Below are 12,753 nucleotides of genomic sequence, written 5' to 3'. Positions count from 1 at the left end.
CCCCGAGACGGGACAGGAGCCCGGGTGTCACTTCTTCGAGTAGTACTCGACGATGAGCTGCTCCTGGACCGGCAGGTCGATCTGCGCCCGGACCGGGACCTGGTGCACGAGGACGCGCATCCGCGACGGGATGGCCTCGAGCCAGGCGGGGACGATGCGCTCGCCGTGGGTCTCACGAGCCACGATGAACGGCGTCATCTCCAGCGACTTCTCGCGCACGTCGATGACGTCGTGAGCAGTGACCTGGAAGGACGGGATGTTGACCTTCTTGCCGTTCACCGTGAAGTGGCCGTGGTTGACCAGCTGACGGGCGTGGCGACGCGTGCGGGCGAACCCGGCGCGGTAGACCACGTTGTCGAGGCGGCACTCGAGCAGCTGCAGCAGGTTGTCGCCGGTCTTGCCCGCGCGACGCGAGGCCTCGACGTAGTAGTTGTGGAACTGCTTCTCCATCACGCCGTAGGTGAAGCGAGCCTTCTGCTTCTCCTGGAGCTGCGAGCGGTACTCGCTCTCCTTGATGCGTGCCCGGCCGTGCTGGCCGGGGGGGTAGGGGCGACGCTCGAAGGACGAGTCGCCACCGACGAGGTCAACGCCGAGGCGGCGCGACTTCCGGGTCATGGGACCGGTGTAACGGGCCATTTCTACAAGTCTCCTGTTCTCGGTCGCTGATCAGACGCGGCGGCGCTTGGGCGGGCGGCAGCCGTTGTGGGGCGTGGGCGTGACGTCCTGGATGGTGCCGACCTCGAGGCCGATCGCACCCAGCGACCGGATCGCCGTCTCGCGGCCCGAACCCGGACCCTTGACGAAGACGTCGATCTTCTTCATGCCGTGCTCCATCGCCCGGCGTCCGGCAGCCTCAGCGGCCATCTGTGCGGCGAACGGGGTGGACTTGCGGGAGCCCTTGAAGCCGACGGTGCCGGCCGAGGCCCACGAGATGACCGCCCCGGTGGGGTCGGTGATCGTGACGATCGTGTTGTTGAACGTGCTCTTGATGTGGGCTTCGCCCACGGCGACGTTCTTCTTCTCCTTGCGGCGCACCTTCTTGGCGCCGGCCGCGGTGCGGCTCTTGGGAGGCATGCAGTTATCTCCTGAAGTAGCTGGTCTGTGAGTGGGAAGGCAGTGAGATCCGACAGCTCATGCGAGCGGGCCGGGATCGATCACTTGGCCTTCTTCTTGCCGGCAACCGTGCGCTTCGGGCCCTTGCGGGTACGAGCGTTGGTCTTGGTGCGCTGGCCGCGGACCGGGAGGCCCTGGCGGTGACGGCGACCCTGGTAGCTGCCGATCTCGATCTTGCGGCGGATGTCTGCCTGGACCTCGCGACGGAGGTCACCCTCGATCTTGAAGTTGGACTCGATCGCGTCGCGGAGCTTGACCAGCTCTTCGTCGCCCAGCTCGTGCACCCGGAGGTCGGGGCTGACCCCGGTGGTCTCGAGCAGCTGCTGGGCACGGGTACGGCCGATGCCGTAGATGTAGGTAAGTGCAATCTCGATGCGCTTGTCGCGCGGGAGGTCAACACCAACGAGGCGTGCCATGTGGCGGTTTCCTTCTCAGTTTCACAGAGGTGTCTGTCGTGTCGCGTCCCGGCCCTCGTCGGACGGGCTCCGGCCTTCTGCTCCGGAGGTGATTCGGACCCTGCGGTCCTAAGCGATCACGTTGAGGTTGTTGCGGTGGTGGCGGGCTGGATCAGCCCTGGCGCTGCTTGTGACGCGGGTTCTCGCAGATCACCATGACGCGGCCGTGGCGACGAATCACCTTGCACTTGTCGCAGATCGCCTTGACGCTCGGCTTGACCTTCACGGAGGGAGGTCCTTTCGTGGCTGGTTGCTACTTGTAGCGGTAGACGATCCGACCCCGGGTGAGGTCGTACGGCGAGAGCTCCACCACCACGCGGTCCTCGGGGAGGATCCGGATGTAGTGCTGACGCATCTTGCCGCTGATGTGGGCGAGGACCTTGTGCCCATTGCTCAGCTCGACGCGGAACATGGCATTCGGCAGGGCTTCCGTAATGGTGCCCTCGAGCTCGATCACGCCTTCTTTCTTCGGCATGTCCTCCACAATCTGTCGATCGGTTGTCTACCGTGGTGCACCGGAGCCGGACTGGGCCGGAACCGGGTGGCCCGGGAACCTCCACCGCGAGCGGTGGTGGACCTCGTGCAGCCGCTCCCTGGACCTCATCCCCGGCATGCCAGCGGACCGCTCCTGCGAGCGATTCATCCGGCGTCCGGGCAGCCGCGAGGCACCACAGAGCAGACCCACGTTGGGCCGACACGCCAGTTTACGCGGAAACGGACGCGAAACACTAATTCGACGCCAACGCGGGACGCGAGGTCACCCGACCAGCAGTCGGAGCGTCTCCTCGCGGGCGGGGCTGCGGTCGGGATCGGTGCCGGTGAAGGCCCCCGCGACCGGGTGCACCATGACCTCGTCGACGCCGTACGTCGTGGCGAGCTCCTCGATCCGCGCCCGCGCGGTCGCCGCGGAGCCGATCACCCACCGCTGCGCCATGGCGTCGACCAGGTCCAGGTGAGCCGGCGGCAGCTCGACCTTCTCGGCCTCCTCGACCAGCCGCTGCGGCTGCAGCTGACCGCCGGTGCGCAGCGCGAGCATCGCCTGCAGCTGCGGCAGCGCGAGCCGGCGCGCCTCGTCGTCGGTGTCCGCCACCGAGACGTTGACGGTCAGGAACGTGCGCGGCTCGGCGAGCTCCGGCGAGGGGCGAAAGCTGTCGCGGTAGAGCGCGAGCGCCTCGGCGGTCCCGCTCCCGGAGAAGTGGTGCGCGAAGACGTACGGCATCCCCTTCTCCGCCGCGAGCCGGGCGGAGTAGTCCGAGGACCCCAGCAGCCAGATCGTGGGGACGGAGCGCGCGACCGGCGTCGCCTTGAGCGGGTAGCTGCGCCCCTGGACCGAGAGCGCCACCCCGTCGGGCTCCATCATCGCGAGCACGTTGTCGACGTACTCCGGGAAGTGCGTCACCGCCTCGTCGCTGACGCCACCGGCGCCGTGCCGCAGGGCGTAGCTGGTCACCGGGTCGCTGCCCGGCGCCCGGCCGATGCCGAGGTCGATCCGGCCGGGGAAGGCCGCCTCGAGCAGCGCGAACTGCTCGGCGATCACCAGCGGGGCGTGGTTGGGGAGCATGACACCGCCCGATCCGACGCGGATCCGGGAGGTGGCACCGGCCACCAGCCCGATCAGCAGCGGGGGGTTGGTCGCCGCGACCGCCGGCATGTTGTGGTGCTCCGCGAGCCAGTAGCGCTGGTAGCCGAGGTCGTCAGCGGTGCGCGCCAGCGCGAGGGTGGAGGCGAGTGCCTCCCCGGTGTCCTGGTCGCTTCGGACCGGCACCAGGTCGAGCACGGACAGGGTCGTACGACGATCACTCACCCTGGGTCAACCACCCCCGCACCCGCGGCTATTCCTCCGGCGCCCGCAGGCTGGAGGTCTTGTCCTCGATCTCCTCCTCCGTCATCCGCGACGCGGCGAGCAGGCTCAGGCCGGCCGTCACGGCGAGGGTGACGACGATGACGCCGAGGCTGACCAGCGCCGAGATGTCCGGGACGTCCAGGGGCTCGCCGCCGTTGATGAAGGGCAGCTCGTTCTCGTGCAGGGCGTGCAGGACCAGCTTGACCCCGATGAACGCGAGGATGAACGCGAGGCCGAGCGAGAGGTACACCAGCCGCTTGAGCAGCCCGCCGAGCAGGAAGTAGAGCTGGCGCAGTCCCATCAGCGCGAAGACGTTCGCGGTGAAGACCAGGTAGGGCTCCTGGGTGATGCCGAAGATCGCCGGGATCGAGTCGAGCGCGAACAGCAGGTCGGTGGTGCCGAGGGCGATGATCACGATCAGCATCGGCGAGACCACGCGGGCGCCGTTGACGCGGTACCAGAGCTTGAGGCCGCGGAACTCCTCGCCCACGTTGAGGTGGGACTGCGCGAACTTCACGACCCGGTTGTCCTCGGGGTGCTCGTCCTCGTGGCTGCGGTAGCTCTTCACCAGCGACACCGCCGTGTAGACGAGGAAGGCGCCGAACAGGTAGAAGACCCAGCTGAAGTTCTCGATGAGCTGGTAGCCGAGGGCGATGAAGATCGCGCGGAAGATCAGGGCCAGCACGATGCCGACCATCAGTGCTTCCTGCTGGTACTCGCGGGGCACCTTGAGCGCGGCCATCAAGATGATGAACACGAAGAGGTTGTCGATCGAGAGCGAGTACTCGGTCAGCCAGCCGGCGTAGAACTGCACGCCGTACTCGTGACCGTGGCCGAGCCAGATCCAGGCACCGAACGCGACGGCGGCGCCGACGTAGACGGCGAGCGCGATCGCACACTCACGCATCGTCGGCTCGTGCGGGTCCCGCGCGATCACGATGATGTCGAAGGCGAGCACGGCGACGGTCACGGCGATGGTGACGGACCATTCGAGGGTGGAGATCTCCACGGTCAGCTCCTGCAGTTGGGGGACGACGAGTCGTCAGAGGTCTCTCCCGCCGTCCAGGACGACCTGCGGGTCCGGAGCTTGCACTCGTGTTGACGAACCCGCAGCGAAGGAATACTCCCCCCTGCAAGACCCATCCTGTCACACGAGGTCAGCGTCCTCCGAACCGAACTCCCAGCTCGGTCAGCTGCTGCTCGCCGCCGTCCAGCGCGGTCAGCACCCAGGTGCCCTCGGGCGTGATGGTGAAGGTGTGCTCGAAGTGGGCGGCCCAGCTGCCGTCCGAGGTGACGACCGTCCACTCGTCGGCGAGGAGGTCGGTCTCCTTGGATCCCAGCGTGATCATCGGCTCCACCGCGAGCGCGAGGCCCGGCACCAGACGCGGGCCCTTGCCCGGCCGGCCGTAGTTGGGCACGTTGGGCGGCTGGTGCATCTGCGAGCCGATGCCGTGGCCGGTGTAGTCCTCGACGATGCCGTAGCTGCCCCCGGCGCGGACATGGCGCTCGACCGCGTGGGAGATGTCGGTGACCCGGCCACCGAGGTGGGCGGCGGCGATGCCGCGCCACATCGACTCCTCGGTCACGCGCATCAGCTCGGCGCGCTCGGCGGACACCGATCCGACCGGCACCGTGATGGCGGCGTCGCCGTGCCAGCCGGCGACGATCGCGCCGCAGTCGATCGAGACCACGTCACCATCGGCGAGGACCCGGCCGCCGGGGATGCCGTGCACGACCTCGTCGTTGACCGACGCGCAGATCGAGCCCGGGAAGCCGTGGTAGCCCAGGAAGGACGGGGTCGCCCCCGAGGAGCGGATGTTGTCCTCGGCGATCGCGTCGAGCTCGGCGGTCGCGATCCCGGCGCGCACGTGGCCTCGCAGCAGCTCCAGCGTCTGGCCGACGACGAGACCGGCGGCCCGCATGGCGACGATCTGCTCCGGCGACTTGATCTCGATGCCGCGGTCGAGGAGACCCATCCAGCGACCCGCTCGATCAGCTCTCGGGGATGACGTCGAGCGCCGAGAAGATGCGCTGCGTGACGTCGGCGACCTCGCCGAGACCGTCGATCTCGTAGACGATCCCGCGGGCGCGGTAGACCTCGATCAGCGGCTCGGTCTGCTCGAGGTAGACCTCCTGCCGGCGCCGGATCACGTCCTCGGTGTCGTCCGCGCGACCCTCGACCTGCGCCCGCTGCAGCAACCGCTGGACGATCTCGTCCTGGTCGACCGTGAGGCAGACGACGGCGTCCAGCTGGTGACCGGTGAACTTGATCATCCCGTCGAGCTCCTCGACCTGGGCGACCGTGCGGGGGTAGCCGTCGAGGAGGAAGCCGGACACCGCGTCCGGAGCGTCGATCCGGTTGCGCACCATGAGGTTCGTGACCTCGTCCGGGACGTACTCCCCCGCGTCCATGAAGCGCTTGGCCTCGAGGCCGAGCTCCGTCCCCTCGGAGACGTTGGCGCGGAAGATGTCGCCGGTCGAGATGGCCGGGATCTTGAAGTGCTCGGCGATGAACTTCGCCTGTGTGCCCTTCCCTGCCCCGGGCGGTCCCATGATGATCAAGCGCATTAGCGGAGGAATCCTTCGTAGTTGCGCTGCTGGAGCTGGCTCTCGATCTGCTTCACCGTGTCGAGAGCGACGCCCACCATGATGAGGATGCTGGTGCCGCCGAACGGGAAGCTCTGGCTGGCACCGATCAGGGCGAACGCGATCAGCGGGATCAGCGCGACGAGGCCGAGGTAGAGCGCTCCCGGCAGCGTGATGCGGGACAGGACGTAGGAGAGGTACTCCTCGGTCGGCTTGCCCGCCCGGATTCCGGGGATGAAGCCGCCGTACTTCTTCATGTTGTCCGCCACCTCTTGGGGGTTGAAGGTGATCGAGACGTAGAAGTACGTGAAGAAGACGATCAGGGCGAAGAACAGGATCATGTAGATCGGGTGGTCGCCGCGCACCAGGTGGGCGTTGACCCAGTCCAGCACGGAGTTGCTCTTGTTCTGGTTGAACTGGACGATCATCGCCGGCAGGTAGAGCAGCGACGACGCGAAGATGACCGGGATGACGCCGGCCTGGTTGACCTTGAGCGGGATGTACGTCGAGCTGCCGCCGAACATCTTGCGGCCGACCATCCGGCGGGCGTACTGCACCGGGATCCGGCGCTGTGCCTGCTCGACGTAGATGACCGCGGCGATGATGACCATGCCGATGACCAGCACGACGCCGAGGACCCACGGGCCCTTCGACTGCTCGACCGCCCACAGCGAGGCCGGGAAGCCCGCGACGACCTGGGTGAAGATCATCAGGGACATGCCGTTGCCGATGCCGTGCTCGGTGATCAGCTCGCCCAGCCACATGATCACGGCGGTGCCGGCGGTCATGGTGACGACCATCGTCAGGAAGGTGGCCGTGCCGTTGTCGTGCAGGAGGTTCTGGTTGCAGCCCTGCAACAGGTTGCCGGAGCGGGCCAGGGCCACGATGCCGGTCGCCTGGAGGACGGCGAGGCCGAGGGTGAGGTAGCGCGTGTACTGCGTGATCTTGGTCTGACCCGACTGCCCCTCCTTCTTGAGGGCCTCGAGCCGCGGGATCACCACGACCAGCAGCTGGAGGATGATGCTCGCCGTGATGTACGGCATGATCCCCAGCGCGAAGATCGTCAGCTGGAGCAGCGCACCGCCGGAGAACAGGTTCACCAGGTTGTACAGCCCGGCGCTGTCGCCTTCCTTGGCGATGTCCACGCAGGCGCGGACGTTGCCGACGTCGACGCCCGGGGTCGGGATCTGGGATCCGAGCCGGAAGATCACAATGATCAGCAGGACGAACAGCAGCTTGCGCCGCAGGTCCGGAGTCCGGAAAGCGTTCGCGAACGCGCTCAGCACGAGATCCTCTTTCTCCAAGCGTGAAGCGGCCCCTGCGACTCACTCGCAAGGACCCGGTGAAGCCTAACAGGCGGTCCCGAGGGGCCAGGATGCGCATCGGGCGCGAGGGTCCTGCCTGACGACAGGACCCCCGCGCCCAGAATGCTGGTGCAGGTCACAACCGATGTCACACGACGGTCGTCGTGCCGCCGGCAGCCTCGATCTTCTCCTTGGCCGAGCTGGAGAACGCGTTGGCGCTCACCTGGACCTTCTGGGTCAGCTCGCCCTGACCGAGCACCTTGACGGGGTGACCGTCGCGGACGGCACCCTTCGCCACGAGCTCGTCGACACCGATGGTGCCGCCGTCGGGGAACAGCGCCTCGATGCGGTCGAGGTTGACGACCTGGAACTCCACCTTGAAGGGGTTCTTGAAGCCCTTGAGCTTCGGCAGACGCATGTGGATCGGCATCTGGCCACCCTCGAAGGCGGACGGGACCTGGTAGCGAGCCTTCGTGCCCTTGGTACCGCGGCCCGCGGTCTTGCCCTTGGAACCCTCACCACGACCGACGCGGGTCTTGGGGGTCTTGGCGCCCGGCGCGGGGCGCAAGTGGTGCAGCTTGAGCGTCATGTCACTCGACCTCCTCGACCGTCACCAGGTGACGAACGGTGTTGACCATGCCGCGGATCTCCGGGCGGTCTTCCTTGACGACAACATCGCCGATGCGCTTGAGACCGAGCGTGCGCAGGGTCTCGCGCTGGTTGGCCTTGATGCCGACGGTGCCCCGCTTCTGCTGGACCTTGAGCTGAGCCATCAGGAGGACACCTCCTCGGACACCCCAGCCGGGACCTCGATCCGCGCCTTGAGCAGCGCAGCCGGGGCCACCTGCTCGACCGGCAGGCCACGACGAGCGGCAACAGCCTCGGGCTGCTCCAGCATCTTCAGGGCCTCGACCGTCGCGTGGACGATGTTGATCTGGTTGGACGACCCGAGCGACTTGCTCAGGATGTCGTGGATGCCGGCGCACTCGAGCACGGCACGCACCGGGCCACCGGCGATCACACCGGTACCGGGGGCAGCCGGACGCAGCATGACGACGCCCGCGGCCTTCTCGCCCTGGACCGGGTGCGGGATCGTGCCCTGGATGCGGGGGACGCGGAAGAAGTTCTTCTTCGCCTCCTCGACACCCTTGGCGATCGCTGCCGGGACTTCCTTGGCCTTGCCGTAGCCGACGCCGACGAGACCATCACCGTCACCGACGATCACGAGGGCGGTGAAGCTGAAGCGACGACCACCCTTCACGACCTTGGCAACTCGGTTGATCGCGACGACGCGCTCGATGTAGGCGGTCTTCTCGGCACCCTGGCCGCCGCGACGGTCGTCACGACCCCCCTGGCGCCCGCCACCACGCTGTCCGCGCTGGGCTCCGCTCATGAGACTCTTCCTCTTCTCTCTACTTCGTATCTATCGCGATCAGAAGGTCAGGCCGCCGGCGCGAGCGCCGTCCGCCAGGGCCGCGATGCGGCCGTGGTACTTGTTGCCGGCGCGGTCGAAGACGACGTCCTCGACACCAGCAGACTTGGCACGCTCGGCGACGAGCTCGCCGACCTTCTTGGCCTTCGCCGTCTTGTCGCCCGAGAAGCCGCGCAGGTCCGCCTCCATGGTGGAGGCGTACGCCAGCGTCTTGCCGACCAGGTCGTCGACGACCTGGACCGTGATGTGCTTCGTCGAACGGGTGACCACCAGGCGCGGACGCTCGGCGGTGCCGGAGATCTTCTTGCGTCCCCGGACCTGGCGACGCAGTCGCGACTTGGTCCGCGCTGCGGTGTGCTTGTTGTTCGAAAGTGAGATCGCCATGATCACTTACCAGCCTTTCCGACCTTGCGTCGGATGTGCTCACCCGAGTAGCGAACGCCCTTGCCCTTGTACGGCTCAGGCTTGCGCAGCTTGCGGATGTTCGCGGCAACCTCGCCGACGAGCTGCTTGTCGATGCCCTGGACGCCGAGCTTGGTCGGCGTCTCCACGGTGAAGGTGATGCCTTCGGGGGCGTTGAACGTGATGGGGTGCGAGTAGCCGAGCTGGAACTCCAGCTGCGTCGGCCCCTTGGACAGGACGCGGTAACCCACGCCCACGATCTCGAGCTTCTTCTCGTAGCCCTCGGTCACACCCACGACCATGTTGTTGACCAGGGTGCGGGTGAGGCCGTGCAGAGCCTTGCTCTGACGCTCGTCGTCGGGGCGCTTGACGTCGAGGACGCCATCGCTCTGCTCGACAGTGATCGGTGACGCGACGGTGTGGGACAGGGTGCCCTTGGGACCCTTGACCGTCACCCGCGGACCATCGATCGCGATGTCGACACCGGACGGGACCGCGACGGGGAGCTTGCCAATACGCGACATGCTGTTCTTCTCCTTCTCGGTCTCGTCGTTACCAGACGTAGGCGAGGACTTCCCCACCCACGCCCTTCTGGTTTGCCTGGCGGTCGGTCAGCAGGCCCTGGCTGGTCGAGATGATCGCGACCCCCAGGCCGCCGAGCACCTTCGGGAGACCCGTGTGCTTGGCGTAGACCCGCAGGCCCGGCTTGCTGATGCGGCGCACGCCAGCGATCGAACGCTCGCGGTTGCGGCCGTACTTCAAGGTGATGGTCAGCGTCTTGCCGACCTCGCCCTCGGCGGGCTCCGTCACGTCGTACGACGTGATGTAGCCCTCCTGCTTGAGGATGTCGGCGACACCCTGCTTGAGCTTGCTGTACGGCATGGACACCGCGTCGTGGTACGCCTGGTTGGCGTTGCGCAGACGAGTGAGCATGTCTGCGATCGGGTCAGTCATCGTCATGATGTTTTTCTTTCTCGCCGTGGTTTCGTACCGGGCGACCCGCCGTTTCAGGGGCGGGGCCGGACGACCTTCAACGTGTAGAGGTGGTTACCAGGAGGACTTGGTCACGCCGGGGAGCTCGCCGCGGTGAGCCATCTCCCGCAGGCAGATCCGGCACAGGCCGAACTTGCGGTAGACGGCCTTCGGCCGGCCGCAGCGCTGGCAGCGGGTGTAGCCGCGCACCGCGAACTTCGGCTTGCGAGCGGCCTTGACCTTGAGAGCGGTCTTCGCCATGTCAGTTCTCCTTGAACGGGAAGCCGAGCTGCTTCAACAGCGCGCGACCCTGCTCGTCGTTGGTGGCGGTCGTGACGATGGTGATGTCCATACCGCGCGACCGGTCGATCCGGTCCTGGTCGATCTCGTGGAACATGACCTGCTCGGTCAGACCGAAGGTGTAGTTGCCACGACCGTCGAACTGGTTCGGGTTCAGGCCGCGGAAGTCACGGATCCGGGGCAGCGCCAGCGACAGCAGGCGGTCCAGGAACTCCCACATCCGGTCGCCACGCAGCGTGGTGTGCGCGCCGATCGGCATGCCCTCACGGAGCTTGAACTGGGCGATCGACTTGCGGGCCTTGGTCACGAGCGGCTTCTGACCGGTGATCGCGGTGAGGTCCTTGACCGCACCCTCGATCAGCTTCGAGTCGCGAGCAGCCTCGCCGACACCCATGTTGACCACGATCTTGGTCAGGCCGGGCACCTGCATGACGTTGGCGATCTCGAACTCCGCCTGGATCGCGGGGAGGATCTCCTCGCGGTAGCGGGTCTTCAGACGCGGGTAGACCGCCTCGGGGTTGCCCGAGCCGGACTCGTTCAGGGTCTCGGTCATCAGATTTCCTTACCGGTCTTGCGCGAGATGCGAACGCTGCGCTCGGCCTGGTAGGTCGAGCCGTCCGGGCGACGCTTGGTGACCTCGTCACGGCGGAAGCCGATCCGGGTCACCCCGCCGTCCTCGACGAGCATCACGTTCGAGATGTGGATCGGGGCCTCGGCGGTGATGATGCCGCCGGTGGTGCCGGCGCGGCCGCCCTGGTTGACGACCTTGGTGTGCCGCTTGATGCGGTTGACACCCTCGACGATCACCCGCTGCTCCTCACGGAGCACCTGGATGACCTTGCCCTCGGCACCCTTGTCCTTGCCAGCGATCACCTTGACGGTGTCGCCCTTCTTGATGTTCACGCTGTTCTTGCCCATGAGTCAGAGCACCTCCGGCGCGAGCGAGATGATCTTCATGAACTTCTTCTCGCGCAGCTCGCGGCCCACGGGACCGAAGATTCGGGTGCCTCGCGGCTCGCCGTCGGTCTTGAGGATGACCGCGGCGTTCTCGTCGAAGCGGATGTATGAACCGTCGGCACGACGGCGCTCCTTGACGGTGCGCACGATGACGGCCTTGACGACGTCACCCTTCTTCACGTTGCCACCGGGGATCGCGTCCTTCACGGTGGCGACGATGACGTCGCCGATACCGGCGTAGCGCCGACCCGAGCCACCGAGAACACGGATGCAAAGGATTTCCTTCGCACCGGTGTTGTCGGCGACCTTGAGTCGCGACTCCTGCTGGATCATCAGTTTCTCCTGGTTGTCGAGCTGGTTCTCACCGCTTCACGAGCGGCGAGCCTGGCCGAACTTCATTGGGGTTTGTCCGGTCCGTCCTGAGACGGGCGCGAAGTGTTACTTGGCCTTCTCGAGGATCTCGACGACGCGCCAGCGCTTGGTGGCCGACAGCGGGCGGGTCTCCATGAGGAGCACGCGGTCGCCGATGCCGCACTCGTTGTTCTCGTCGTGCGCCTTGTACTTGCTGGTCCGGCGAAGGACCTTGCCGTACATGGCGTGCTTGACGCGGTCCTCGACCGACACGACGACGGTCTTGTCCATCTTGTCGGAGACGACCAGGCCCTCACGGACCTTGCGGGCGTTCCGATCCTGCTCAGCAGCAGTCTGCTCGCTCATGCGACGCCCCCTTCAGAGCTGGCCTCGGTGGTGTCCTGGCCCGGGGTCGGCCGGATGCCGAGCTCACGCTCACGCACCACGGTGTAGATCCGGGCGATGTCCTTCTTGACCGTCCGCAGACGGCCGTGGCTCTCCAGCTGGCCGGTGGCCGCCTGGAAACGGAGGTTGAAGAGCTCCTCCTTGGCCTCGCGCAGCTTGGACTCGAGGTCCAGCGCGTTCAGGTCGTCGAGCTCGTGAGACTTGACTGCCATCAGAATTCACCTGCCTCACGGGAAATGAACCGGCACTTCATCGGAAGCTTGTGCATCGCGCGGCGCATGGCCTCGCGAGCAACGGTCTCGTCGACACCGGAGAGTTCGAACATGACACGGCCGGGCTTCACGTTGGCGATCCACCATTCCGGGGAACCCTTGCCGGAACCCATGCGGGTCTCAGCAGGCTTCTTGGTCAGCGGGCGGTCCGGGTAGATGTTGATCCAGACCTTGCCGCCACGCTTGATGTGGCGGGTCATCGCGATACGAGCCGACTCGATCTGCCGGTTCGTCACGTAGTGACCCTCGATCGCCTGGATGCCGAAGTCGCCGAAGGCGAGCTTCGTGCCACCCTTGGCCGCACCCGTCCGCTTGGGGTGGTGCTGCTTGCGGTGCTTGACACGACGGGGCATCAACATGG

Annotated in this window: 23 protein-coding genes; all 23 read right to left on the bottom strand. The window is 66.7% G+C overall.

The genetic code is table 11. The features are described 5' to 3' along the window. Positions 1-27: 27 nt before the first annotated feature. Complete coding sequence (gene rpsD / locus N542_RS0116165) at positions 28-636, bottom strand: 30S ribosomal protein S4 (RefSeq protein WP_028644820.1); 609 nt, start codon at positions 634-636, stop codon at positions 28-30. A gap of 30 nt (positions 637-666) precedes the next feature. Beyond that, on the bottom strand, positions 667-1,074 hold the full coding sequence (gene rpsK / locus N542_RS0116160; RefSeq protein ID WP_028644819.1) for a 30S ribosomal protein S11: 408 nt from the start codon (positions 1,072-1,074) through the stop codon (positions 667-669). Between the two features lie 80 nt (positions 1,075-1,154). Next, a complete protein-coding gene (rpsM, locus tag N542_RS0116155) occupies positions 1,155-1,529 on the bottom strand; it encodes a 30S ribosomal protein S13 (RefSeq protein WP_028644818.1) in 375 nt (124 codons plus the stop codon). Positions 1,530-1,680: 151 nt separating this feature from the next. Next, on the bottom strand, positions 1,681-1,794 hold the full coding sequence (gene rpmJ, locus N542_RS0116150; protein ID WP_028644817.1) for a 50S ribosomal protein L36: 114 nt from the start codon (positions 1,792-1,794) through the stop codon (positions 1,681-1,683). 27 nt (positions 1,795-1,821) lie between these two features. Continuing rightward, positions 1,822-2,043: a translation initiation factor IF-1 gene (infA, locus tag N542_RS0116145; RefSeq protein WP_026145687.1), complete on the bottom strand. Its 222-nt coding sequence runs from the start codon at positions 2,041-2,043 to the stop codon at positions 1,822-1,824. Between the two features lie 282 nt (positions 2,044-2,325). Continuing rightward, positions 2,326-3,372: an LLM class flavin-dependent oxidoreductase gene (locus tag N542_RS0116140; protein ID WP_028644816.1), complete on the bottom strand. Its 1,047-nt coding sequence runs from the start codon at positions 3,370-3,372 to the stop codon at positions 2,326-2,328. A 28-nt stretch (positions 3,373-3,400) separates the two neighbouring features. Next, positions 3,401-4,420, bottom strand: coding sequence for a TerC family protein (locus N542_RS25200; RefSeq protein ID WP_051551895.1), 1,020 nt, complete (start codon positions 4,418-4,420; stop codon positions 3,401-3,403). Positions 4,421-4,568: 148 nt separating this feature from the next. Further along, complete coding sequence (gene map / locus N542_RS0116130; RefSeq protein WP_028644815.1) at positions 4,569-5,387, bottom strand: type I methionyl aminopeptidase; 819 nt, start codon at positions 5,385-5,387, stop codon at positions 4,569-4,571. A gap of 16 nt (positions 5,388-5,403) precedes the next feature. Continuing rightward, positions 5,404-5,979: an adenylate kinase gene (locus tag N542_RS0116125; RefSeq protein ID WP_028644814.1), complete on the bottom strand. Its 576-nt coding sequence runs from the start codon at positions 5,977-5,979 to the stop codon at positions 5,404-5,406. Next, positions 5,979-7,283 carry a preprotein translocase subunit SecY gene (gene secY, locus N542_RS0116120; RefSeq protein WP_028644813.1) on the bottom strand — a complete coding sequence of 435 codons (1,305 nt, stop codon included), beginning with the start codon at positions 7,281-7,283 and terminating at the stop codon, positions 5,979-5,981. Before secY ends, N542_RS0116125 begins: the two co-directional genes overlap by 1 nt. A 166-nt stretch (positions 7,284-7,449) precedes the next feature. Further along, entirely contained in the window at positions 7,450-7,890 is a 441-nt protein-coding gene (gene rplO, locus N542_RS0116115) for a 50S ribosomal protein L15 (RefSeq protein ID WP_028644812.1), read from the bottom strand. Between the two features lies 1 nt (position 7,891). After that, complete coding sequence (gene rpmD / locus N542_RS0116110; protein ID WP_028644811.1) at positions 7,892-8,074, bottom strand: 50S ribosomal protein L30; 183 nt, start codon at positions 8,072-8,074, stop codon at positions 7,892-7,894. Further along, the gene (rpsE, locus tag N542_RS0116105) at positions 8,074-8,694 is read right to left on the bottom strand and encodes a 30S ribosomal protein S5 (RefSeq protein WP_028644810.1); all 621 of its coding nucleotides are present in this window, start codon (positions 8,692-8,694) and stop codon (positions 8,074-8,076) included. The genes rpmD and rpsE overlap by 1 nt, the downstream gene beginning before the upstream one ends. Positions 8,695-8,733: 39 nt before the next feature. Beyond that, positions 8,734-9,117, bottom strand: coding sequence for a 50S ribosomal protein L18 (rplR, locus tag N542_RS0116100; protein WP_028644809.1), 384 nt, complete (start codon positions 9,115-9,117; stop codon positions 8,734-8,736). A gap of 2 nt (positions 9,118-9,119) precedes the next feature. Further along, entirely contained in the window at positions 9,120-9,659 is a 540-nt protein-coding gene (gene rplF, locus N542_RS0116095; RefSeq protein ID WP_028644808.1) for a 50S ribosomal protein L6, read from the bottom strand. A 28-nt stretch (positions 9,660-9,687) separates the two neighbouring features. Next, positions 9,688-10,095, bottom strand: a complete 408-nt coding sequence (gene rpsH / locus N542_RS0116090) for a 30S ribosomal protein S8 (RefSeq protein ID WP_011757320.1) — start codon at positions 10,093-10,095, stop codon at positions 9,688-9,690. 87 nt (positions 10,096-10,182) lie between these two features. Further along, positions 10,183-10,368, bottom strand: a complete 186-nt coding sequence (locus N542_RS0116085) for a type Z 30S ribosomal protein S14 (protein ID WP_011757321.1) — start codon at positions 10,366-10,368, stop codon at positions 10,183-10,185. Position 10,369: 1 nt separating this feature from the next. Next, positions 10,370-10,960 carry a 50S ribosomal protein L5 gene (gene rplE, locus N542_RS0116080; RefSeq protein ID WP_051551893.1) on the bottom strand — a complete coding sequence of 197 codons (591 nt, stop codon included), beginning with the start codon at positions 10,958-10,960 and terminating at the stop codon, positions 10,370-10,372. After that, positions 10,960-11,325 (bottom strand): 50S ribosomal protein L24, encoded by a 366-nt coding sequence (gene rplX / locus N542_RS0116075; RefSeq protein WP_028644806.1) that lies wholly within the window; start codon positions 11,323-11,325, stop codon positions 10,960-10,962. The genes rplE and rplX overlap by 1 nt, the downstream gene beginning before the upstream one ends. 3 nt (positions 11,326-11,328) lie before the next feature. Beyond that, positions 11,329-11,697 carry a 50S ribosomal protein L14 gene (rplN, locus tag N542_RS0116070; protein WP_028644805.1) on the bottom strand — a complete coding sequence of 123 codons (369 nt, stop codon included), beginning with the start codon at positions 11,695-11,697 and terminating at the stop codon, positions 11,329-11,331. 105 nt (positions 11,698-11,802) lie between these two features. Then, positions 11,803-12,081: a 30S ribosomal protein S17 gene (gene rpsQ / locus N542_RS0116065; protein ID WP_028644804.1), complete on the bottom strand. Its 279-nt coding sequence runs from the start codon at positions 12,079-12,081 to the stop codon at positions 11,803-11,805. Then, positions 12,078-12,332: a 50S ribosomal protein L29 gene (rpmC, locus tag N542_RS0116060; RefSeq protein WP_028644803.1), complete on the bottom strand. Its 255-nt coding sequence runs from the start codon at positions 12,330-12,332 to the stop codon at positions 12,078-12,080. The genes rpsQ and rpmC overlap by 4 nt, the downstream gene beginning before the upstream one ends. Further along, entirely contained in the window at positions 12,332-12,751 is a 420-nt protein-coding gene (gene rplP / locus N542_RS0116055; RefSeq protein ID WP_028644802.1) for a 50S ribosomal protein L16, read from the bottom strand. The genes rpmC and rplP overlap by 1 nt, the downstream gene beginning before the upstream one ends. Between the last annotated feature and the right edge of the window lie 2 nt (positions 12,752-12,753).

Origin of the sequence: Nocardioides sp. URHA0020 (genome assembly GCF_000620705.1) — a bacterium.
Lineage (GTDB): Bacteria > Actinomycetota > Actinomycetes > Propionibacteriales > Nocardioidaceae > Nocardioides.
The sequence above is the reverse complement of the archived record's forward strand: the minus strand, read 5'-3'. Positions and strand labels throughout refer to the sequence as shown.

Bases quoted from the DNA above. Each gene is read 5' to 3' on its own strand.
- rpsD (WP_028644820.1), bottom strand. From the start codon at position 636: ATGGCCCGTTACACCGGTCCCATGACCCGGAAGTCGCGCCGCCTCGGC.
- rpsK (WP_028644819.1), bottom strand. From the start codon at position 1,074: ATGCCTCCCAAGAGCCGCACCGCGGCCGGCGCCAAGAAGGTGCGCCGC.
- rpsM (WP_028644818.1), bottom strand. From the start codon at position 1,529: ATGGCACGCCTCGTTGGTGTTGACCTCCCGCGCGACAAGCGCATCGAG.
- infA (WP_026145687.1), bottom strand. From the start codon at position 2,043: ATGCCGAAGAAAGAAGGCGTGATCGAGCTCGAGGGCACCATTACGGAA.
- map (WP_028644815.1), bottom strand. From the start codon at position 5,387: ATGGGTCTCCTCGACCGCGGCATCGAGATCAAGTCGCCGGAGCAGATC.
- N542_RS0116125 (WP_028644814.1), bottom strand. From the start codon at position 5,979: ATGCGCTTGATCATCATGGGACCGCCCGGGGCAGGGAAGGGCACACAG.
- rplO (WP_028644812.1), bottom strand. From the start codon at position 7,890: ATGACGCTCAAGCTGCACCACTTGCGCCCCGCGCCGGGCGCCAAGACC.
- rpmD (WP_028644811.1), bottom strand. From the start codon at position 8,074: ATGGCTCAGCTCAAGGTCCAGCAGAAGCGGGGCACCGTCGGCATCAAG.
- rpsE (WP_028644810.1), bottom strand. From the start codon at position 8,694: ATGAGCGGAGCCCAGCGCGGACAGCGTGGTGGCGGGCGCCAGGGGGGT.
- rplR (WP_028644809.1), bottom strand. From the start codon at position 9,117: ATGGCGATCTCACTTTCGAACAACAAGCACACCGCAGCGCGGACCAAG.
- rplF (WP_028644808.1), bottom strand. From the start codon at position 9,659: ATGTCGCGTATTGGCAAGCTCCCCGTCGCGGTCCCGTCCGGTGTCGAC.
- rpsH (WP_011757320.1), bottom strand. From the start codon at position 10,095: ATGACGATGACTGACCCGATCGCAGACATGCTCACTCGTCTGCGCAAC.
- N542_RS0116085 (WP_011757321.1), bottom strand. From the start codon at position 10,368: ATGGCGAAGACCGCTCTCAAGGTCAAGGCCGCTCGCAAGCCGAAGTTC.
- rplE (WP_051551893.1), bottom strand. From the start codon at position 10,960: ATGACCGAGACCCTGAACGAGTCCGGCTCGGGCAACCCCGAGGCGGTC.
- rplX (WP_028644806.1), bottom strand. From the start codon at position 11,325: ATGGGCAAGAACAGCGTGAACATCAAGAAGGGCGACACCGTCAAGGTG.
- rplN (WP_028644805.1), bottom strand. From the start codon at position 11,697: ATGATCCAGCAGGAGTCGCGACTCAAGGTCGCCGACAACACCGGTGCG.
- rpsQ (WP_028644804.1), bottom strand. From the start codon at position 12,081: ATGAGCGAGCAGACTGCTGCTGAGCAGGATCGGAACGCCCGCAAGGTC.
- rpmC (WP_028644803.1), bottom strand. From the start codon at position 12,332: ATGGCAGTCAAGTCTCACGAGCTCGACGACCTGAACGCGCTGGACCTC.
- rplP (WP_028644802.1), bottom strand. From the start codon at position 12,751: ATGTTGATGCCCCGTCGTGTCAAGCACCGCAAGCAGCACCACCCCAAG.